17 protein-coding genes are annotated in these 19187 nt (G+C 72.4%); 6 read left to right on the top strand and 11 right to left on the bottom strand.

Features of this window, described 5'->3' with window-relative positions:
• Positions 1-40: 40 nt before the first annotated feature.
• From ABME02_RS13435 to ABME02_RS13415, 5 genes are all read right to left on the bottom strand, one after another.
• Positions 41-979: an ABC transporter permease gene (locus tag ABME02_RS13435; protein WP_353815857.1), complete on the bottom strand. Its 939-nt coding sequence runs from the start codon at positions 977-979 to the stop codon at positions 41-43.
• Positions 976-1869, bottom strand: a complete 894-nt coding sequence (locus ABME02_RS13430) for an ABC transporter permease (protein ID WP_353815856.1) — start codon at positions 1867-1869, stop codon at positions 976-978. The genes ABME02_RS13435 and ABME02_RS13430 overlap by 4 nt, the downstream gene beginning before the upstream one ends.
• Positions 1862-3049 carry a polyamine ABC transporter substrate-binding protein gene (locus ABME02_RS13425; RefSeq protein WP_353815855.1) on the bottom strand — a complete coding sequence of 396 codons (1188 nt, stop codon included), beginning with the start codon at positions 3047-3049 and terminating at the stop codon, positions 1862-1864. The genes ABME02_RS13430 and ABME02_RS13425 overlap by 8 nt, the downstream gene beginning before the upstream one ends.
• A gap of 73 nt (positions 3050-3122) precedes the next feature.
• Positions 3123-4307, bottom strand: coding sequence for an ABC transporter ATP-binding protein (locus ABME02_RS13420; protein WP_353815854.1), 1185 nt, complete (start codon positions 4305-4307; stop codon positions 3123-3125).
• Positions 4308-4607: 300 nt separating this feature from the next.
• Complete coding sequence (locus ABME02_RS13415) at positions 4608-5279, bottom strand: hypothetical protein (RefSeq protein WP_353815853.1); 672 nt, start codon at positions 5277-5279, stop codon at positions 4608-4610.
• Between the two features lie 208 nt (positions 5280-5487).
• Here ABME02_RS13415 and ABME02_RS13410 point away from each other — a divergent pair, with 208 nt between their 5' ends.
• Complete coding sequence (locus ABME02_RS13410; protein WP_353815852.1) at positions 5488-6732, top strand: sensor histidine kinase; 1245 nt, start codon at positions 5488-5490, stop codon at positions 6730-6732.
• A complete protein-coding gene (locus tag ABME02_RS13405) occupies positions 6729-7412 on the top strand; it encodes a response regulator (protein ID WP_353815851.1) in 684 nt (227 codons plus the stop codon). The genes ABME02_RS13410 and ABME02_RS13405 overlap by 4 nt, the downstream gene beginning before the upstream one ends.
• Here the strand turns inward: ABME02_RS13405 and ABME02_RS13400 are convergent.
• Positions 7367-7780 (bottom strand): hypothetical protein, encoded by a 414-nt coding sequence (locus ABME02_RS13400; protein WP_353815850.1) that lies wholly within the window; start codon positions 7778-7780, stop codon positions 7367-7369. The two genes, ABME02_RS13405 and ABME02_RS13400, sit on opposite strands and share 46 nt — an antisense overlap.
• 212 nt (positions 7781-7992) lie before the next feature.
• Here ABME02_RS13400 and aceA point away from each other — a divergent pair, with 212 nt between their 5' ends.
• Positions 7993-9318, top strand: a complete 1326-nt coding sequence (gene aceA / locus ABME02_RS13395; RefSeq protein ID WP_353815849.1) for an isocitrate lyase — start codon at positions 7993-7995, stop codon at positions 9316-9318.
• A gap of 34 nt (positions 9319-9352) precedes the next feature.
• Entirely contained in the window at positions 9353-11044 is a 1692-nt protein-coding gene (aceB, locus tag ABME02_RS13390; protein ID WP_353815848.1) for a malate synthase A, read from the top strand.
• A 72-nt stretch (positions 11045-11116) separates the two neighbouring features.
• On the opposite strand, the gene ABME02_RS13385 is transcribed toward aceB, so the two are convergent.
• Positions 11117-12490, bottom strand: coding sequence for an ATP-binding protein (locus ABME02_RS13385; RefSeq protein ID WP_353815847.1), 1374 nt, complete (start codon positions 12488-12490; stop codon positions 11117-11119).
• Positions 12491-12593: 103 nt separating this feature from the next.
• Here ABME02_RS13385 and ABME02_RS13380 point away from each other — a divergent pair, with 103 nt between their 5' ends.
• Complete coding sequence (locus ABME02_RS13380; RefSeq protein WP_353815846.1) at positions 12594-13190, top strand: GNAT family N-acetyltransferase; 597 nt, start codon at positions 12594-12596, stop codon at positions 13188-13190.
• 3 nt (positions 13191-13193) lie between these two features.
• Here ABME02_RS13380 and ABME02_RS13375 read toward each other — a convergent pair whose 3' ends face one another.
• Both ABME02_RS13375 and ABME02_RS13370 read right to left on the bottom strand, forming a co-directional pair.
• The gene (locus ABME02_RS13375) at positions 13194-14573 is read right to left on the bottom strand and encodes a cryptochrome/photolyase family protein (RefSeq protein WP_353815845.1); all 1380 of its coding nucleotides are present in this window, start codon (positions 14571-14573) and stop codon (positions 13194-13196) included.
• Positions 14570-15928 carry an MFS transporter gene (locus ABME02_RS13370; protein ID WP_353815844.1) on the bottom strand — a complete coding sequence of 453 codons (1359 nt, stop codon included), beginning with the start codon at positions 15926-15928 and terminating at the stop codon, positions 14570-14572. Before ABME02_RS13370 ends, ABME02_RS13375 begins: the two co-directional genes overlap by 4 nt.
• A gap of 55 nt (positions 15929-15983) precedes the next feature.
• Here ABME02_RS13370 and ABME02_RS13365 point away from each other — a divergent pair, with 55 nt between their 5' ends.
• Positions 15984-16949 carry an ArsR/SmtB family transcription factor gene (locus ABME02_RS13365; RefSeq protein ID WP_353815843.1) on the top strand — a complete coding sequence of 322 codons (966 nt, stop codon included), beginning with the start codon at positions 15984-15986 and terminating at the stop codon, positions 16947-16949.
• 69 nt (positions 16950-17018) lie between these two features.
• On the opposite strand, the gene ABME02_RS13360 is transcribed toward ABME02_RS13365, so the two are convergent.
• Together ABME02_RS13360 and ABME02_RS13355 are read right to left on the bottom strand one after the other, a co-directional pair.
• Positions 17019-17972 carry a sugar phosphate isomerase/epimerase family protein gene (locus ABME02_RS13360; RefSeq protein ID WP_353815842.1) on the bottom strand — a complete coding sequence of 318 codons (954 nt, stop codon included), beginning with the start codon at positions 17970-17972 and terminating at the stop codon, positions 17019-17021.
• A gap of 244 nt (positions 17973-18216) precedes the next feature.
• Positions 18217-19179, bottom strand: a complete 963-nt coding sequence (locus ABME02_RS13355) for an NADP-dependent oxidoreductase (RefSeq protein ID WP_353815841.1) — start codon at positions 19177-19179, stop codon at positions 18217-18219.
• Positions 19180-19187 lie beyond the last annotated feature (8 nt).

Below are 19187 nucleotides of genomic sequence, written 5' to 3'. Positions count from 1 at the left end.
GCGGCCGCGGCGTTCGGGTCGGACCGCGGCCGCGCGGGGTTCAGCCGCCCGACATGGTGCGGGCGATCTGCGTCGCCGAGTCGCCGGCGCGCTTCAGCACCACCGCGACGAGGGCGAGCGCCGCGAGCGTGAGCAGCAGCATCACGGTCGAGACGGCGGCGATCTCGGGGCGGAGGCCGCCGCGCAGCGCGCTCAGCACGTACACGGGCCACGGCGTCGAGCCCGAGACCTGCACGAACGCCGCGACGACGGTGTTGTCGAGGCTCAGCGTGAACGACAGCAGCAGGCCGGCGAGCACGGCGGGCATCGCGAGCGGCAGCGTCACGCGCCGGAAGGTCGTCAGCGGCCGCGCGTAGAGGTCGGCGGAGGCCTCCTCGAGCTGTGCGTCGAGGCCGACCAGTCGGGCTCGCACGATGTACGTCACGACCGCGGTCGAGAACAGCGAGTGGCCGACGACGAGGCGCACGGTGCCGTCGTTGAAGATCGACAGCCCCGCGTCCTGGCCGAGGAACACGAGCCACGGCAGCAGCGCCACGGCGTCGACGATCTCGGGCGTGACCGAGACGAGCAGCAGCAGGCCGATGAACCACAGCGCCCACTTGCCGGGCTTCCGTGCGAGCGCGATGCCGGCGAGCGTGCCGAGGAGCGTCGCGAGCACCGCCGCGATCGCACCGGTCCGCAGCGACACCGCGACGGCGTCGCGCACGGCGGGCTTCTCCCACAGCGCCCGGTAGGGCTCGAACCCGAACTCGTTCCACGCGATGAGCAGTCGCCCGTTGTTGAACGAGTACACGAGGATCACGATGATCGGCGCGAACAGGAACAGGAAGACGAGCACGCTCCACACCGTCAGGCCGATGTCGACCGGGGAGCGTCGCGCGCGACGCGCGACCGGGGCGGAGGGCGTGCGCGGCGCAGATGCCTCGGCGGCGCCGGGCGCGGCATCCGTCAGCGTCGCCTCGGGTGCGGTGGTGGTCATGCCGAGGCCTCCAGGACGACGCGGTTGCGGGCGCGGAACGGCAGCGAGACGAGCCACAGCAGCAGCCCGATCGCGGCCGCCGAGACCATGATCACGAGGATGAGCAGCACCGCCATCGCCGAGCCGAGCGCCCAGTTCTGCGCGGCCTGGAACTGGCTGGCCACCAACTGGCCCACCATGTTCCCCTGCGCGCCGCCGAGCACCGTCGCCGTGATGTAGTCGCCCATGAGCGGGATGTAGACGAGCAGCAGGCCCACGATGATCCCCGGACGGGCGAGCGGGAAGGTCACGCGGATGAACGTGCCCACCCGGTTCGCGCCGAGGTCCTTCGACGCCTCGCGCAGCGCGGGGCCGACGCGGTCGAACGCGACGTACAGCGGCAGGATCATGAGCGGCAGGTAGTTGTAGACGACGCCGATCAGCACGGCGGCGCGCGTGTACAGGATCGCGAGCGGGCCGTCGGTGATGCCGACGGTCTGGAGCAGCTGCGACATCCACCCCTCGGGGGCGAGGATGATCTGCCAGCCGATCGTACGCACGAGGAAGTTCGTCCAGTACGGCACCATCACGAGGGCGATGAGGAGCCCCCGGCGGTTCGCGGGCGCCTTCACGGCCATCCAGTACGCCACCGGCAGGCCGATGGCCAGGCACAGGAGCGTTCCGGCGATGCCGACCCACAGGGTGTTCAGGAACACCTCGAAGAAGGTCGGCGAGAGGGCCTCGGCGTACCGGTCGAACGACAGCACGTCGGTCGCGTGGGTGCCGAAGATGCCCGGCTTGTAGCCGAAGCTGAAGTACAGCACCGCGCCGACCGGTACGACGAAGAAGGTGACGAGCCACGCCCACGCGGGGATCGCGAGGGCGAAGCTCGGCAGGCGGAGACTACGCACCGGCGGCGGCCTTCGCCTTGTTCCAGATGTCGACGTTGACCTGCTGGGCCTCGTTGACCTCGCCGTCGTGCATGGTCGCGATCTGCTCCTCGGTGAAGAACACGAGGTCGAGCATCTCGAGGCCGGCCTCGTTCGCGGCCTCCTCGATGCCCGCGGCACCGGTGTGGTAGCCGATGTAGTCGACCTGCAGGAGCTGGTTCTCCGGGACCATCGTCCAGTCGATGAACGCGTGCGCGGCCTCGGGGTGCGGGGCGCCGACCGGGATCGCCCAGTTGTCCATCCAGAGCTCGGTCGCGGGCGAGCCGAGCACCCACTGCCAGCGGTCGGGGTCGGGCGACTCCATGATGCCGATGCGGGCGTCGCCGTTCCAGGCCTGCATGAGCACCTGGGTGGCCTGCGGGATCGCCTGGCCGCCGGGGTAGGAGTCGAACGCCGAGATGTGCGGGGCGAGCGTGTTGACGATGAAGTCCTCGCACGCGGCGAGGTCGGCCTCGTCCGTGGTGTTCCAGTCGATGCCGTTCGCCCAGTAGTAGAGGCCGGTGACCTCGGCCGGGTCGTCGAGCACGCTCGTCCGGCCGCTGGCCTCGTTCTGCGCGGCGTCGAGGAAGTCGTTCCAGTCCTTCAGCTCGCGCGTGATGACGGTCTTGTCGTAGACGAAGCCGGTCGTGCCCCAGGCCTTGCAGATCGTGTACTCGTTCTCGGGGTCCCAGCTGCGGCCGAGGAACGCGGGGTCCATGTGCTCGATGTTCGGCAGCAGGTCCTTGTTGAGCGGCTGGATGATGCCGTTCTCGATCATCTGGGGGATGAAGGCGCCGGTCGGGACGATGATGTCGTAGCCCGAGGTGCCCTTCGCGGCGACGAGCTTGGAGATGAGCTCCTCGTTCGAGCCGTAGGAGTCGAACGTGACCTTCGGGCCGAAGTCCGAGGTGAACGACGCGACGACGTCGGGCGAGTCGTAGTCGCCCCACGTGTAGATGTTGAGCGAGGCCTCGAGCTCGCCGCCGGTGGCGACCGGCGCCGACGAGGTGCCGCCGCCGGGCGACGAGCATGCGGCGAGGAACGCGGTGCCGCCCATGGCTGCGGCGAAGCTCAGGAACCGGCGGCGATCGATCGCGTGCTGGAGGATCGGCACCTGCTCGGTGCTCGCGAGGATCCGGATGGGGGTGGACTTCTCGGCCATGTCGCTCCTTGGGGGTCGGGCGGATTGCTGGGTTCGGTGGTGCGTCGGGCGGTTCGGGTGCGCTCGGGGGACGTCAGTGCGTCGGCGGCGCGACGTAGCCGCCTGCCGCGGCCGCGTCGTCGGACGGGAAGACCTGCACGCTCGCGTCGCTCCACGAGCACGAGACCGCCTGGCCGACGGCGAGGTCGGGTGCCTCGGGGGTGGGGCGACGCGCGATGAGGCTCTGGTCGTCGCCGAGCCGCACGAGGTACTGCATGGTCTCGCCGAGGTGCGAGACGCCGAGCAGCGTGCCCTGCACGCGGTTCGCACCGGTCGACGGCGCGACGCCCGCGGCATCCGCCTCGATGCGCACGAACTCGGGGCGCACCGCGGCCTGCACCGAGGCGCCGTCGGCGATGGGCGCCAGGCGGTCCGAGCGGATGCCGCGCACGAGGCCGTGCGCGGACTCCACCGCCGAGCCGCCCTCGGCCGCGCTCCCGCGGAAGAAGTTCTGCTGGCCGACGAACGCGGCGACGTACGCCGAGGTCGGCCGGGCGTAGATCGTGTCGGCGTCGGCGAGCTGCTCGATGCGGCCGTCGCGCATGATCGCGATGCGGTCGCTCATCGAGAGCGCCTCGCCCTGGTCGTGCGTGACGAACACGAACGTGATGCCGAGCCGCGACTGGAGGAGCTTCAGCTCGAGCTGCATCTCCTCGCGGAGCTGGCGGTCGAGCGCACCGAGCGGCTCGTCGAGGAGGAGCACCGACGGGCGGTTGACGAGCGCGCGGGCGAGCGCGACGCGCTGCTGCTGCCCGCCGGAGAGCTGCGTGGGCTTGCGGTCGGCGAAGCGGCGCATCTGCACGAGGTCGAGCGCCTCGGCGACCCGCTGGCGGACCTCCGCCTTGGGCGTGCGGCGCTGCTGGAGGCCGTACGCAACGTTCTCGGCGACCGTCATGTGCGGGAAGAGCGCGTACGCCTGGAACACGGTGTTGACGTCGCGGCGGTAGGGCGGCGCACCCAGGACGGATCGTCCGGAGATGCGGATGTCGCCCGCGTCGGGCTGCTCGAAGCCGGCGATCATGCGCAGCGTCGTGGTCTTGCCGCAGCCGGAGGGCCCGAGCAGCGAGATGAACTCGCCGGGCTGGATCGTGAGCGAGAGGCCGTCGACCGCGACCGCGTCGCCGTAGCGCTTCGTCACCTGCTGCAGCTCGACGGAGCCCGGTGCGGCATCCCGCTGGTCAGGGTGTGAGACGGTCCTCGCCTCGGTCGCTGTCGTCACCTGTGGGCACCTCCGGTTCACTGACGCCGCGTCGCGTCCGGCCATTCAAACCCCTGTTGCACGCCTGTGCAATGGACACGTGGATAACCGGACGAAACATCGCCCGGAACCGTTGCGCCTGACAGATTGTCCGGGTGATCGTTACGCGGGCGAAACAGCGGCCGAGGGTTCGTCATACGGGCGAAACGCGGCGGGGAGGCATCCGCCGACGAGCACACGACCCGGACCCGCCGGAACAGCCCGCGGCATCCGCCCCGGTCAGGGGAGACGGATGCCGCGGGCTGCGGGGTTCGCGAGGCGTCAGCGCGAGGCGAGGCGACGTGCGCGACCCTCGATGCGGCCCGCGAGGAGCACGCCGCCGAGGATGAGCAGGAACGCGCCCGCCGGCACGCCGCCGCCGACCTGCGAGAGGAAGAGCAGCGGGACCTGCAGGAACGGCAGGGGCAGGGCGAGCCACAGGGACACGCGCTTCGCTCGCACGAGCGACACGCACAGCGCGATCGCACCGACGAGCCACATCGCGTTCGCCAGCATCGCGACCGCGGGGAAGAACTCCAGGTCGATGCCGTTGACCGCGCTCGTGATGGTGCCGACCGTCAGCAGCACGGTGCCGGTCGCCGCGGTGATCGCGCCCCAGCTCGAGCGTGCGTACCGGGCGAGTCCGACGAAGAGCACGGCGAACGCCCAGAGGCTGAGCGTGAACATCGCGAGGATGACCCGGGTGCGCGGGTCGATCGTGGGGTCCTCGTCCTGCGGGAAGAGGAACTGCAGGACGCCGATGACGATCGACAGCGCGCCCGCGGCGATCGCCGCGAAGCCGGCGACGCGGGCGCTCACGCGGCCGATGAGGCGACCGTCGCGGGGGTGGGCAGGGGTGCTCGACGGCGACGGATCGCCGCTCGCGGTCGATCCGGCCGCGAACTCGGCGGCGCGGGCCCGGGCGTCGAGCACGGGGTCGGAGGTGGGGGTCATGGCATGGCCTTTCGGTCGTTTCGGTCGATGACGGTTCGACGCTACGAATGGCGCGCTCGGCCCGGCATCGGCCGGTCGTCGACGGACGCCGCGACGCTCGTCGGGTCTCGGCGACGCCCGAGTCGTGACCGCGCACCGACTTCGGGCGGCCCGGAATGCCGACCTTCGTCGCTGTCGCCGGCGGCCGCCGCGCCCGTAGCATCGACGCGTGCCGACCGACCAGACCTCCGCCGCGCGGGGCGCCGCGCCCCCGCCCGCGGACGCGTCCGCGTCCTCGGCCGCGTCCGACGGCGGGCGGGGCGCCGGCGCGGCGGCCGGATGGCGTCGTTGGACCACGCCGCTCGACCTCGCGATCGCGGGCGGCATCGCCATGTGGGCATCGCTCGAGGCGCTGCTCGTGCCCTCCTCGAATCCGCTCGCCCAGCTCGGATTCGCGATCGCCGTGTCGGCGCCGCTCGCGGTGCGCCGCCGCGTCCCGGCGACCGTGATGCTCGTCGTCGCCGGGGCCCTCGTCGTGCATGCCGCGCTGGCCGGGGCCGACGCCACGTTCAACCCGTTCCCGAGCCTGCTCGTCGCCACCTACACGGTCGCGGAGCGGATCGCCGCCTGGTGGGCGTCCGCCCTCCTCGGGCTCGTCCCCGTCGCGGCGATGCTCGCGGCGCACGCGCTCGGCTACTTCGGGTCGCCGGGCATCGAGACCGCGGGCACGGTGTTCCTCGTGTTCTTCGTGGGCGCGACGTGGGCGGCCGGACGGATCGTCCGGCACCGTGCGATCACCCTCCAGCGCGCGAGGGACAGCTCCGATCGCCTCACGGCCGACGCCGTGGCATCCGAGCGCGCGCGCATCGCCCGCGAACTGCACGACGTGGTCGCGCACGCCCTCTCGATCGTCGCGCTCCAGGCGGGCGCGTCCGAGCAGTTCCTCGACAAGGACCTCGAGCGCGCCAGGCGTCACCTGCAGCTCACGCGCCGCACCGCGCAGGAGGCCCTCGGCGAGATGCGGCACCTGCTCGACGTGCTGCACGAGGACGGCGCCGCCTACGCGCCGCAGCCCGGGCTCTCAGCCCTGCCGACGCTCGTCGAGGAGACGCGGGCCGCCGGGCACGCCTGCCGGCTCGACCTCGACGACGCCGCGGCCGACCTGCCGGACGGCATCGCGCTCGCCGTGTACCGCATCGTGCAGGAGTCCCTGACGAACGCCCGCAGGCACGCTCCGGGCGCCCCCGTCGACGTGGTCGTGCACCGCCGCGACCGCGCCGTCGCGGTCGACGTCGTCAACGGGCCTCCCGCGACGAGCGCACCCCTCGTCGAGGGCGCCGACCGCGGCAGCGGGCGCGGACTTCCCGGAATGGGCGAACGCGCGCGGGTCTACGGCGGGACGCTCTCGGCCGGGCCGACCGGAACGGGAGGATGGCGCGTGCACGCCGTCCTCCCGGTGGCGGAGGCGGCGTGAGCGCCGTCGACGGATCGGCGCCGAGGGTACTCGTCGCCGACGACCACGCCCTCGTGCGCTCCGGGATCGTCGGCCTCCTCGAGGCCGCCGACCTCGAGGTGGTCGGGGAGGCGGGCGACGGGCTCGCGGCGGTCGAGTCCGCGCGGCGCCTCCGGCCCGACGTGGTGCTCATGGACATCCGGATGCCGGGACTCGACGGCATCGAGGCGACGGCGCGGCTCAGCGCCGAGCCCGGTGCGCCGAGCGTGCTCGTCCTCACGACGTTCGACCTCGACGAGTACGTGTACCGCGCGCTCCGGGCGGGCGCCGCCGGGTTCCTGCTCAAGGACGCGCCGCCCGAGCGACTCGTCGACGCGGTCCGCACGGTCGCACGGGGTGAGGCCCTGCTCGCTCCGGCGCTCACGCGTCGGCTCATCGAGCGGTACCTCGCGGCACCGCAACCCGGCGCGGCGGCGGAACCGGCGCCCGACCTCACGCCCCGCGAGCGCGAGGTGTGGCTGCTCATCGCGCGCGGCATGTCGAACCACGAGGTCGGCGAACGGCTCTTCCTCAGCGAGGCGACCGTGAAGGCGCACGTGACGCGCCTGCTGGCGAAACTCGGCGTGCGCGACCGCGTGCAGGCGGTCGTCGCGGCCTACGAGTCCGGTCTCGTGCGACCCGGCGAGGCCGAGTCGGGCTGATCGGGAGCGGCGCCCGGACGGGCGTCGCGATCGGTCGCCGGGTCCGCTGGCTCCGTCGGCTCGCGGGTGGACACGTCGCGTGAGGGCGTCCCATGGTCCGACGGAGCCGCGCCATCGGATCGCGCCCGCTCGATCCGGGTCAGCAGCCGCAGGCCGGCGAAGGTGAGGCCGAAGGCGACGGCCAGGCCGGCGGCGACGACCAGCACCCAGCGGGGATCCTCGCGGAGCGCGACGATCACCCCGACCACGACGAGCGCGGCGCCGAGCACCGGCCCGCCCACGAAGAGCGCGACGCCGAGCACGCCCAGCCGCGACCGCCGCCGTTCGAGGCGACGCTCGTCGTCGGTGAGGCCGTCGTCGTGCGTCACGTGCTCATTCTGCCCCCGGCGATGCCGAGGCATCCGGTCGCCCCGCGGTTGTTCCGCGACGCGGAAGAACCGGGAAAGTTCACCCCCCGATTCGTCGTTCGACCCCCGTGCGGGACGCGCAGCATGGTTCCACAGACCCCCGGACGGAGTCGGAGGAGACGCCGGACGGACACACCGAGACATCCGCACCGCTGCACCGAAGGAGCACCACGATGAGCACGATCAACCGCCCCGGCGACCAGACGCAGACCGCCGCCGAGCTGCAGCTCGAGTGGGACGCGAACCCTCGCTGGGAGGGCGTCAAGCGCGACTACACCGCCGAGGACGTCATCGCCCTCCGCGGCCCGGTCCGCGAGGAGCGCACGCTCGCCAAGCGCGGCGCCGAGAAGCTCTGGGAGAACATCCAGAAGAACACCGGCACCGCCTTCGAGCGCATGGAGGACCCGGAGTGGTCGGCCGCCCTCGGCGCCCTGACCGGCAACCAGGCCGTGCAGCAGGTGCGCGCCGGCCTCAAGGCCATCTACCTCTCGGGCTGGCAGGTCGCGGCCGACGCCAACCTCTCCGGCCAGACGTACCCCGACCAGTCGCTCTACCCCGCCAACTCGGTGCCGGCCGTGGTGCGCCGCATCAACAACGCGCTGCTGCGCGCCGGGCAGGTCGAGCAGGGCGCCGACGACCGCGACTGGATGGCGCCGATCGTCGCCGACGCCGAGGCGGGCTTCGGCGGACCGCTGAACGCCTACGAGCTCATGCACCAGATGATCGAGGCCGGCGCGGCCGGCGTGCACTGGGAGGACCAGCTCGCCAGCGAGAAGAAGTGCGGCCACATGGGCGGCAAGGTGCTGGTCCCGACCGGCCAGCACATCCGCACCATCAACGCGGCCCGCATGGCGGCCGACGTGGCCGGCGTCCCGTCGATCATCATCGCCCGCACCGACGCGCTCGCGGCGACCCTGCTGACGAGCGACCACGACGAGCGCGACCAGCCGTTCGTCACGGGCGAGCGCACCGCCGAGGGCTTCTACAACGTGCAGAACGGCATCGAGCCGGTCATCGCGCGCGGTCTCGCGTACGCCGAATACGCCGACCTGCTCTGGGTCGAGTCGGCCGAGCCCGACCTCGACCTCGCCCGCCGGTTCGCCGAGGCGGTGCACGCGAAGTTCCCCGGCAAGCGCCTGAGCTACAACTGCTCGCCGAGCTTCAACTGGAAGCGCCACCTCGACGACGACCAGATCGCGAAGTTCCAGCGCGAGCTCGCGGCCATGGGCTACGCCTTCCAGTTCATCACCCTGGCGGGCTTCCACTCCCTGAACCACGGCATGTTCACGCTCGCCAAGGACTACAACGAGCGCCACATGTCCGCCTACGTCGAGCTGCAGGAGGCCGAGTTCGCCTCCGAGGCCGACGGCTACACCGCCACGCGCCACCAGCGCGAGGTCGGCACCGGCTACTTCGACCAGATCGCCACGGCGCTGAACCCGAACAGCGCGACCCTCGCCCTCGTCGGATCGACCGAGGAAGAGCAGTTCCAGCACTGATCGACGGGCGCGCGCCCGCGAAGGAGACGAGATCATGACCATCACCATCGAGCGAACGGATGCCTTCGGCTCCACTCGCACGGAGACCCCCACGCCCGAGCCGACGCCGGCGACCGGCAGCTTCCAGACCGTGCAGCCGCACCTGGAGGTCACCGCGCCGCTCGGCGAGCGGTACGACGAGATCCTCACGCCCGAGGCGCTCGCGTTCCTCGCGAAGCTGCACGACCGGTTCGCGCACACACGGCACGAGCTGCTCGCCGTCCGCCTGCAGACCCGGGTCGACGCGGCGAACGGCCGCGACCCGAGGTTCCTCCCCGAGACCCAGTGGATCCGCGACGACCGCAGCTGGCGCGTCGCGGGCGCCGGCCCCGGGCTCGAGGACCGCCGCGTCGAGATCACCGGCCCGACCGACCGGAAGATGGCGATCAACGCGCTGAACTCTGGCGCGAAGGTGTGGCTGGCCGACCACGAGGACGCCACGAGCCCCACCTGGGCGAACGTCGTCGAGGGCCAGCTGTCGCTCTTCGACTTCCTGCGGGGCGACCTCGAGTACACGAGCCCCGAGGGCAAGGAGTACCGCGTCACCGCGTCCGAGACGCCGACCATCGTGTTCCGGCCGCGCGGCTGGCACCTCGTGGAGAAGCACCTGAAGTTCCACGACCGCGCGGGGCGCGCGATGCACGCCTCGGGCTCGCTGGTGGACTTCGGGCTCTACTTCTTCCACAACGCCAAGGCCCTCATCGAGGGCGGTCGCGGCCCGTACTTCTACCTGCCGAAGCTCGAGTCGCACCGCGAGGCCAAGCTCTGGAACGACATCTTCACGTTCGCGGAGCAGGAGATCGGCATCCCGCACGGCACCATCCGCGCGACCGTGCTGATCGAGACCATCCAGGCCGCGTTCCAGATGGACGAGATCCTCTACGAGCTGCGCGACCACTGCGCCGGCCTCAACGCCGGTCGCTGGGACTACATCTTCTCGATCGTGAAGACGTTCCGCTCGCGCGGCCGCCGCTGGGTCATGCCCGACCGCAAGTCGATCACCATGACGGTGCCGTTCATGCGGGCGTACACCGAGCTGCTCGTCTCGACCTGCCACCAGCGCGGTGCGCACGCCATCGGCGGCATGAGCGCGTTCATCCCGAACCGCCGCGACCCAGAGGTGACCGAGCGCGCGCTCGCCGCGGTCTCGGCCGACAAGCGCCGCGAGGCGGGTGACGGGTTCGACGGCACCTGGGTCGCGCACCCCGACCTCATCCCGACGGCGCGCGCCGAGTTCGACGCGGTGCTCGGCGAGCGCCCGAACCAGGTCGACCGCCTCCGCGAGGACGTGCAGGTCACCGCCGCGCAGCTGCTCGACATCCCGTCGATCAGCGGCGAGGTCACCGAGGCCGGCGTGTACGACAACATCTCGATCTGCATCCGGTACATCGAGTCGTGGCTCCGAGGGACCGGCGCCGCGGCGATCGACAACCTGATGGAGGACGCCGCGACCGCGGAGATCTCGCGCTCGCAGGTGTGGCAGTGGCTGCACGACAACACGGTCACCGCCGAGGGCACGCGCATCGACCAGACGTCGATCGTGCGGATCATGGCGGCCGCCGTGGCCGACCTGCCCCGCTTCGAGGGCGACCGGTTCGACGACGCCATCTCGGTGTTCCGGTCGGTCGCGCTCGAGCCCGAGTTCCCGACGTTCCTCACCGTCGGGGCGTACGCCCGGTTCCTCTAGGCCGGGTCGCGCGTCAGCGCACGAGGAGCGGATGCCGCGGGATGGGAAGCCCGCGGCATCCGCTTCGCCGTGTCACCGGAGGGGGACCGGCACGTCGACGCCGCCCTCGGGCGTGACGCGCGCGTTCATCTTCAGCAGGGTGGGCGCCGGCACGAAGCCTCCGGCGAAGAGCGCCTCGCCCTGGCGGAACCACGGCGACCGGGCGATGAGGCCGGTCGGGGCGTAGCCGAAGTAGGTCGCGAGCCCCTCGAGGTCGATGGGCGAGCTCATCTTCATGAGCGCGAGGTTGTCGCACTGCGAGATGATCCCCGGATGCACCTTCGAGGGCCGCTGCGTCGACAGCAGCAGCCACAGGCCGAACTTCCGGCCCTCCGCGGCGATCTGCACCAGGCGCTCGCGCACGGCGATCGCGACGGGGGAGTCGAGCTGGGGCGAGCAGAGGTTGTGCGCCTCGTCGATCACGAGCAGCACCGGTCGGCGCTCCTCGCGCCGGGCCCACAACTCGTCGAGCACCGCGAGCGCGACGACGAGCTGCTGCTCGGGCGTCGAGAAGCCCCCGAGGTCGAGCACCGTGGCATCCGGTCGCTCGTCGATCACGTCGGTCGCCGCGCCGGCGCCGCCGGCCCACACCTCCCACTCCATGAGGCCGAGGTTCTCGACGCGGAGCGCCAGCTCGCGGTGCACCGGATCGTCCGATGCGCGGAGGGTCGGCAGGACCGCGCCGAGGTCGGTCGTGTCGAGCGTCTCGCGCAGGTGCACGAGCGCGTTGTACTCCTCCCGGTCGATGACCGGGTCGAGCTGCAGCACCGCCGCCTTCGACGCCATCGGCATGCCGACGAAGCGGGCGCGCAGCGGTTCGGCGCCCGCCACGTTCGGTCGGAGCACCCGGATGTCGCGCTCGCGCAGCGCATCGGCCGTCGGGCCCGCCGCACCCGGGTTCAACTCGCCGAGCCGGACGAAGTCGGAGTTCGGATCGAACACGACGACGGGCAGCGCCGTGTGCGCGATCAGCTGCTCGAGCACGACGCCGAGCGCGTAGGTCTTGCCCGACCCGCTCTGCCCGCACCAGAAGGTGTGCCGGTTGAACCGGTGCGGCAGCAGCCGCGCCGGCCCACCGGGCGGCGTGAGGTCGGTTCCGATCTCGAGCGCGGCACCGGTCGCCGAGTGCAGCAGGTCGACGGATGCCGGGTCGATCGCCGCCACGCTCGCGGCGACGAAGGGCAGCGTCGCGCGCGTCTCGAGGAACCCGTCGGCCATGACGCCCAGCAGCCGCCCGCGGAGGTGGCCGAATTCCTCGTCGCGCTGCTCGACGAGGCCGAGCTGGCGCCGCTCGCCGTCGTCGACGACGACCAGCGCGCCGACGACGAAGCCGTCGACCGGGCCGGGGATCCGGAACGAGCGTCCGTCGTCGGATCGGGCCGTCACGCGTTCGAGGGGAGCGTCCATGCGCCCGATCCTGCCACCAGCGGAGTGTGCCCGGCGATGACACGACACGCGATGCTCGCGGAATCGATGGCCGGATCGCGGACGCGGCGGTAGCGTCAGGCCTGTGACCGTCACGATCCGGCCCGCGAACCCGGGCGATGCCGAGGCCCTCGCGCGCCTGGCCGCCGTCACGTTCCCGCTCGCGTGCCCGCCGTCGACGACGGCCGACTCGATCGCCTGGTTCATCGCCGAGCAGCTCAGCGAGGTGCGCTTCGCCGAGTACCTCGTCGATCCCGAGCGGACGATCCTCGTCGCCGAACCCGACCGCGCGACGGGGGCGGGCATCGCGCTCGCCGAGTCCGGGGAGGTCGCAGCGACGGGCGGGCTGGTCGGCTGGTCGATGCTCGTCTCCACGGAGGGCGGCGTGCCGGCGGACGAGGATGCCGCGGCGAGCGTCACGACGCGTCCCGCGATCGAGCTCAGCAAGATGTACGTGCACCCGGTGGCGCACGGCGCCGGCATCGCCGGCTCGCTCATGGGCGAGACCCTCGTCGTCGCCGAGGCGACCGGTGCCGCGGTCGTCTGGCTCGGCGTGAACCAGGAGAACGGCCGCGCCATCCGCTTCTACGAGAAGCAGGGCTTCGAGGTCGTCGGCACGAAGGGGTTCCGGCTCGGCGGCCGCATCGAGCACGACCACGTGCTCGAGCGCCCGCTGCCGTAGGCCCTACTTCGCGGCCTTCACCCGCTCGTACGCGGCGAGCGCCGCGGCCCGCGTCTCCTTCAGGTCGACGATCGGCTCGGGGTAGCCGTCGTCGTCCACCTCGGGGACCCACCGACCGACGTACCGGCCGTCCGGATCGAACTTCTCGCGCTGGAGCTCCGGGTTGAACACCCGGAAGTACGGCGCGGCATCCGCTCCCGACCCGGCGACCCACTGCCAGCCGAACGGGTTCGACGCGTGGTCGGCGTCGACGAGCGTGTCCCAGAACCACTGCTCGCCGCGCCGCCAGTCGATGAGCAGGTTCTTGGTGAGGAACGACGCCGTGATCATGCGCGCCCGGTTGTGCATGCTCCCCGTGTGCCAGAGCTCGCGCATCGCGGCATCGACCACCGGGACCCCGGTGCGACCGCGCTCCCACGCGGTCAGCGCGCTCGGGTGCAGCCGCGGCCAGGGGAACGCGTCGAACTCCTCGCGCCAGTTCCTCGTCGCGAGGTCGGGGAAGTGGAAGAGCACGTGCCACGCGAACTCGCGCCAGCCGACCTCGGCGAGGAACTTGCGCGCGCCCTCGGTGCCGGCCGCCCGCTCGCGCGTCGCGTGCCAGATGCGGTGCGGGCTGATCTCGCCCCAGCGCAGGTGCGGCGAGAGCCGGCTGGTGGCCTGCCGGTCGAGCCGGTCGCGCGCGGTGGCGTAGTCGGCGAGGTCGTCGTCGAGGAAGGCGCGGAGCCGTCGCACTGCCGCGCGCTCACCGGGCTCCCACGACTCGCGCAGCCCGGCAGCCCAGTCGGGGTGCGTCGGGAGCAGCCCCCAGTCGTCGAGGTCGTCCCCGGCCGGCCCGCCTCGCCCGTCGGGGCCGCCGTAGCCGTCGAGCTCGCTCGGCGCGGGCAGCGGATGCCGCGGCTCGTCGGCTGCGAGGCACGCCTTCCAGAACGGGGTGAACACCGAGAACGGCGTGCCCGACCCGGTCCGGATCGTCCACGGCTCGAACAGCAGCGATGCGCCGAAGCTCTGCACCTCGAGCCCGGCGTCGGCGAGGGCGGACTTCAGGTCGGCGTCGACCTCGCGCTCGGCGCCGCCGTAGCGGCGGTTCCAGTAGACGGCGCCGGCTCCGGCCTCGTCGATGAGCGAGCGGATGACCCGCCCCGCCCGTCCGCGCCGGAGAACGAGCCGGACGCCGCGATCGCGCAGGTCGTTCGCGAGCGAGGCGAGCGAGTGGTGCAGCCACCACTTCGCCGCGCCGCCGAGCGGGCGGATGCCGGCGGACTCCTCGTCGAGCACGTACACGGCGATGATCGGCTCGCCCCGTTCGACGGCCGCGTGCAGCGCGGGATGGTCGCCGATGCGCAGGTCGTCGCGGAACCAGACGATCGACGGCGTGGCGGTCATGGTCCGACGCTAGCCGAGGCCTCCGTCGGCGCCGCTGGGGGTTGACTGGGCATCCGCTCGGCGGCACGCGCGGCCGTTCGGGCGATCGCCCACGTGCCGAGGCCCGAGGCGAGGAACACCGCACCGAGCACGGCCCAGCCGGCGAGGCCGTGCTCGAGTGCGGTCGCGGTGACGATGAGCGGCGCGCACATCGCGCCGAGCGAGTACCCCATGCCGAACACGCCCTGGTAGGTCCCGGCACGCACGGGGTCGGCGAGCTCGAAGCTCAGCCCCCACCCGCCGGCCTGCGAGAGCACCTCGGCGAAGGCGTGGGCGAGCGCGGCGAGGAGCACCACCGTCACGGCGCCCCAGGCGGGCAGCCCCGCGGAGAGGGCGTAGACGATGCAGGCGCCCGCCATCAGCCAGGCGGCGATCGCCGACACGCGGCCGGCGACGCGGAGGTCGTGGGTGCCGCGCGAGAGCGGCAGCTGGAACAGCACGACGACCGTCGTGTTGAGGATGAGCACGGCGGAGACGACGACCGCGGGCGCCTCGGTGGCGTGGGCGACCCAGAGCGGCACCCCGATGTTCGTGACGGCGAACTGCATGCCGAAGACGGCGCTGAGCGCGGTCAGCAGCAGGTAGCGGGGGTCGCGCCAGGGCGAGTGGGCGCGCAGCGCGATGCGCTCGGCGCGGAGCGAGGCGGTGACTTCGGTCGAGCCGGTCGCGGTGGTCACCGGGGCTGCCGCGCGCGGTGCGCGCGCGTCCACGGAGTGGGGCAGCCGGACGAGTTGCGTCACACCGAGGAGCGAGGCGACGCCGGCGAGCACGATCGTCGCGCGATAGGCCTCCGGCGTGCCGAGGGCGAGGGCGAGGGCGCCGACGCCGGACCCCGCGGCGATCGACACGTTGGTGACGGTGCGGAGCACGGCGCGTGCGCCGACCCGGGCCTCCCCGGTGAACGCGCGCGCGATGATCGCGCTCCGGGTGGAGTTGGCGGCCTGTTCGACGGCGCCGACGACCACGGCGATGACGAGGGCGGTGGCGAAGTCGCCGGCGAAGACGTAGGCGATGAGCCCGATGCCGTCGGCGATCGAGAGCCCGATGAGCAGCCGTCGTGACCGCAGGCGGTCGGCGAGCCATCCGCCGGCGAACGACGCGAGCACCCCGGCGGCGCTCGCCAGGGTCAGCACGATCGCGACCTCGTGCGCCGGCAGCCCGACGACGAACGTGAAGTAGAGCACGGTGACGGTGAGGAAGATCCCGCGCCCGACGCGGCTGATCATGGTCGCGACGACGAGGGCGCGCAGCACCGGGTCGGCGAGCGAGGACCTCAGGCGGGTGTCGAACGACGGTCGTGCGGGAGCGGTGGTCACCACTCAGTTGTCGCAGGCGGGCCGCCGCCGAGGAATCGATGTAGCGTTGTGCTACATGTTGCGCTACGTGCTCGACGAGCAGGACGTCGCCGCCGTCCGCTTCGGCATCTCCCCGCTGTGCGAGCTCGGGCTGTCGCTGCGCGCCGTGCAGGCTCCCGAGCGGTTCCCGCTGCAGCTGCCCTGGGTCCGGCGCACGGAGGCCTCGCGGGCCGACCTCGATCACCAGGCGCTCGACGCGCTCATCGACGACCGCATGTGGACGCCCGACTTCCTCAACCCGCGACCGGCGTCGCCGCTCACCCGGCTCGACGACGAGCTCGCCGCGCTGCGCGACCTGCCCGCCGACCGGTTCCACGCCGATCTCATCGCCGTGCACGGCCGCGTGCCCGACCCGCTCGACGGGCCCCCGCGCGCGGCGATCGGCCGCATGGTGGCGGCGCTCGAGGAGTTGTGGGCCGCCAGCTTCGCGCCGTACTGGTCGCGCATGCGCGCGGTGCTCGAGGCCGACGTCGTGCATCGTGGCCGGCAGATCGCGCAGCACGGGCTGGGGGCGATGCTGAACGGACTCACCGCGACCGTCGACTTCGACGGCGACGTGCTGCGCGTGCGGATGCGCGACCCGCGCGATCGCACGCAGGCGATCGTCGGCACCGGGCTCACGCTCGTGCCGACCATGTTCACGCGGCGCGCGTCGGCCCCAGTCGGCGACGGACCGCCCATGCTCATGTACCCGGCGCGGGGCCAGGGCGCACTCTGGGAGGCCGAGCGCGTCGCCAACCCGGCGGCCGTCGCGGCGATCCTCGGCGACACCCGGGCCTCGCTGCTCGCCGCGCTCGGCGACCCCGCCTCGTCGACCGAGCTCGGCGTGCGCTTCGGCGTCACCGCGAGCGCCGTGAACCAGCACCTCCGCGCCCTGCGCGACGCCGGCCTGCTCGTGAGCACGCGGCATGGTCGGAGCGTGCTCTACCTCCGCAGCGAACTGGGCTCGGCGCTGCTCGCCGGAGGGCGGACGGCCGCCTAGGTCGGGCCGGGTCGTCGGCGACGCACGGCACGAGCGCGCTCGCGCTCGCCGCCGACGACCCCGCCGCGGTCAGAACCGGAGCGAACGGAGGTAGTCGTACCCGACCTCGGCCGTCTGCAGCGGCGTCACGTCCGGGGTGTCGTTCTCGACGATGTACTCCTCGACCGCGTGCGCACGGAAGATGCGCTCGAACGCGATCGTGCCGGTTCCGAGGTCGGCCATGTCGCCGTCGAGGTGGCGGTCCTTCACGTGGAACTGGCGCACCCGCTGCGGCGCGGCGGCGATCGTGTCGATGGCGAACTGCACGGGGTCGGCCGCGCCGGTGTTCACGCCGCCGGTGACCGCCCAGTACAGGTCGACCTCGAGGTGGACGAGCGCCGGGTCGAGGCGCTCGGTGAGCACCTGCCACGGCGTCCGCCCGCCGCCGAGGTCGGTCGTGAACTCGTGGGCGTGGTTGTGGTAGCCGTACGCGATGCCGTACGAGGTCGCGGCCTGGGCTTCGACGTTCATGCGGTCCGCGAGCGCCTGCCAGTCGGACAGGGAGCTCGAGGCGAAGTACGGCACGTTCAGGTACTTCTGGCCCAGCGTCGCCGCGTTCTCGAGCTTGAGCGCGAGCGCCGCGTCGTCGGCCGACACCCCGTCGTGCGACGAGGTGGCGCGGATGCCGATCGAGTCGTAGAACGCTCGCAGCTCGGTCGCGGTGCGACCGAAGTAACCCAGCGCCTGCTCGACCTTCGGGTAGCCGAGGTCGGCGATCGCGCGCAGCGTCGTGTCGTAGTCCCCGGGGCCCCAGGGTGCGCCCAGGCCCGCGCGCACCGTCCAGAGCTGGAGGCTGATCTTGCCGGGCGGCACGCGCTTCCACGGCTTGGAGGCGACGTCGGCGACCGCCGGTGTCGCTCCGCTGCCGAGCGTGAGCGCGGCGGCGGAGGCACCGAGCAGCCCCATCAGCACGCCGCGCCTGCTGATGCCTCGCTGGCTGAGTGACGCCTGCATCGCCTGGTCGCCGTCGAATCCGTAGCACATGGGGTCTTCCTTTCATGAGGGCTCCGTCGCCCTCGAGCACGTGCGATCCACTCTCGACGACTTATGACATCTCGTCAACAGAAACTGCATGATTCGTAACGCAAGTCGCGTAACCGAGGCGAGAAGTGGAGAGTCGACTCTCGTTTCGCGGGAGCTCGGCCGATCCGCAGGCCGAACCGCTCGTCGCATCCTCACCGCGGACACGCGGATGGGAAGCGACGGTCGGATCCCGCGGAGAACGGTCCTAGGCCGGGTCGTCGGCGACGCGCAGCACGAGCTTGCCGCGTACGTGTCCGCCGCCGAGGCGCGTGTGCGCGGTCTCGCCCTGCTCGAGGGGGAACACCTCGTCGACGTGCACCCGGATCGCGCCGTCGTCGACGAGCCGCGAGATGACCGACAGCGTGCGCGCGTCGGGCGAGACCACGAAGCCCGTCGAGCGGATGCCGCGTGCCGCCGCCTCCTCGGCCATGGTCGGCCACGACTTCGTCGGCACGTTCACGATGAGGCCGCCGCGACGGATCACGTCGAGCGAGCGCGTGCCCGTGTCGTCGATGACGTTGCCGATCAGGTCGATCACGACGTCCTGTTCGCCCGCGACTTCCTCGAAGCGCTCCGACGTGTGGTCGATGACGCGCTCCGCGCCGAGCGAGCGGAGGAAGTCGGCGTTGCGCGGCGATCCCGTCGCCGTGACCTGGGCTCCGAAGTACGCGGCGAGCTGCACCGCGAAGTGCCCCACGCCGCCCGCACCGGCGTGGATCAGCATGCGCTGGCCGTCGTGCGCACGGGCCACGTCGACGACCGCGCCCCACGCGGTGAGCGCCGCGCACGGGATGCCCGCCGCCTCGACGAACCCGGTCCCCCTGGGCATGGGCGCGACCGACATCGACGGGATCGAGACGACCTCCGCGTAGGTTCCCGTCATCCGCGGCACGCGGCCCATGCCGTACACGCGGTCGCCGACCTTCAGCGGATGGGCGGCGTAGGGCACCTCCTCGACGACGCCCGCGAAGTCGAGCCCGAGGATCGCGGGGTACGACGGGATCGCGGCCGAGACGCCCCGACCGAGCTTCGTCTTCCGGTCGATGGGGTTCACGCCGGCGGCGATCACCCGGACGAGCACCTCGTCCTGCACGCGGAGCGGCGCCGGGACCTCCGCCATGCGGAACGCCGCCGCCTCGCCCGTCTCGTCGACCACCAGTGCCCGCATCGATCCCC

The organism is Agromyces zhanjiangensis (assembly GCF_040496055.1).
GTDB classification, from domain to species: Bacteria; Actinomycetota; Actinomycetes; order Actinomycetales; family Microbacteriaceae; genus Agromyces; species Agromyces zhanjiangensis.
The sequence above is the reverse complement of the archived record's forward strand: the minus strand, read 5'-3'. Positions and strand labels throughout refer to the sequence as shown.

Bases quoted from the DNA above. Each gene is read 5' to 3' on its own strand.
- ABME02_RS13365 (WP_353815843.1), top strand. From the start codon at position 15,984: ATGTTGCGCTACGTGCTCGACGAGCAGGACGTCGCCGCCGTCCGCTTC.
- ABME02_RS13385 (WP_353815847.1), bottom strand. From the start codon at position 12,490: ATGGACGCTCCCCTCGAACGCGTGACGGCCCGATCCGACGACGGACGC.
- ABME02_RS13415 (WP_353815853.1), bottom strand. From the start codon at position 5,279: ATGACCCCCACCTCCGACCCCGTGCTCGACGCCCGGGCCCGCGCCGCC.
- ABME02_RS13425 (WP_353815855.1), bottom strand. From the start codon at position 3,049: ATGGCCGAGAAGTCCACCCCCATCCGGATCCTCGCGAGCACCGAGCAG.
- aceB (WP_353815848.1), top strand. From the start codon at position 9,353: ATGACCATCACCATCGAGCGAACGGATGCCTTCGGCTCCACTCGCACG.
- ABME02_RS13360 (WP_353815842.1), bottom strand. From the start codon at position 17,972: ATGTGCTACGGATTCGACGGCGACCAGGCGATGCAGGCGTCACTCAGC.
- aceA (WP_353815849.1), top strand. From the start codon at position 7,993: ATGAGCACGATCAACCGCCCCGGCGACCAGACGCAGACCGCCGCCGAG.
- ABME02_RS13375 (WP_353815845.1), bottom strand. From the start codon at position 14,573: ATGACCGCCACGCCGTCGATCGTCTGGTTCCGCGACGACCTGCGCATC.
- ABME02_RS13435 (WP_353815857.1), bottom strand. From the start codon at position 979: ATGACCACCACCGCACCCGAGGCGACGCTGACGGATGCCGCGCCCGGC.
- ABME02_RS13355 (WP_353815841.1), bottom strand. From the start codon at position 19,179: ATGCGGGCACTGGTGGTCGACGAGACGGGCGAGGCGGCGGCGTTCCGC.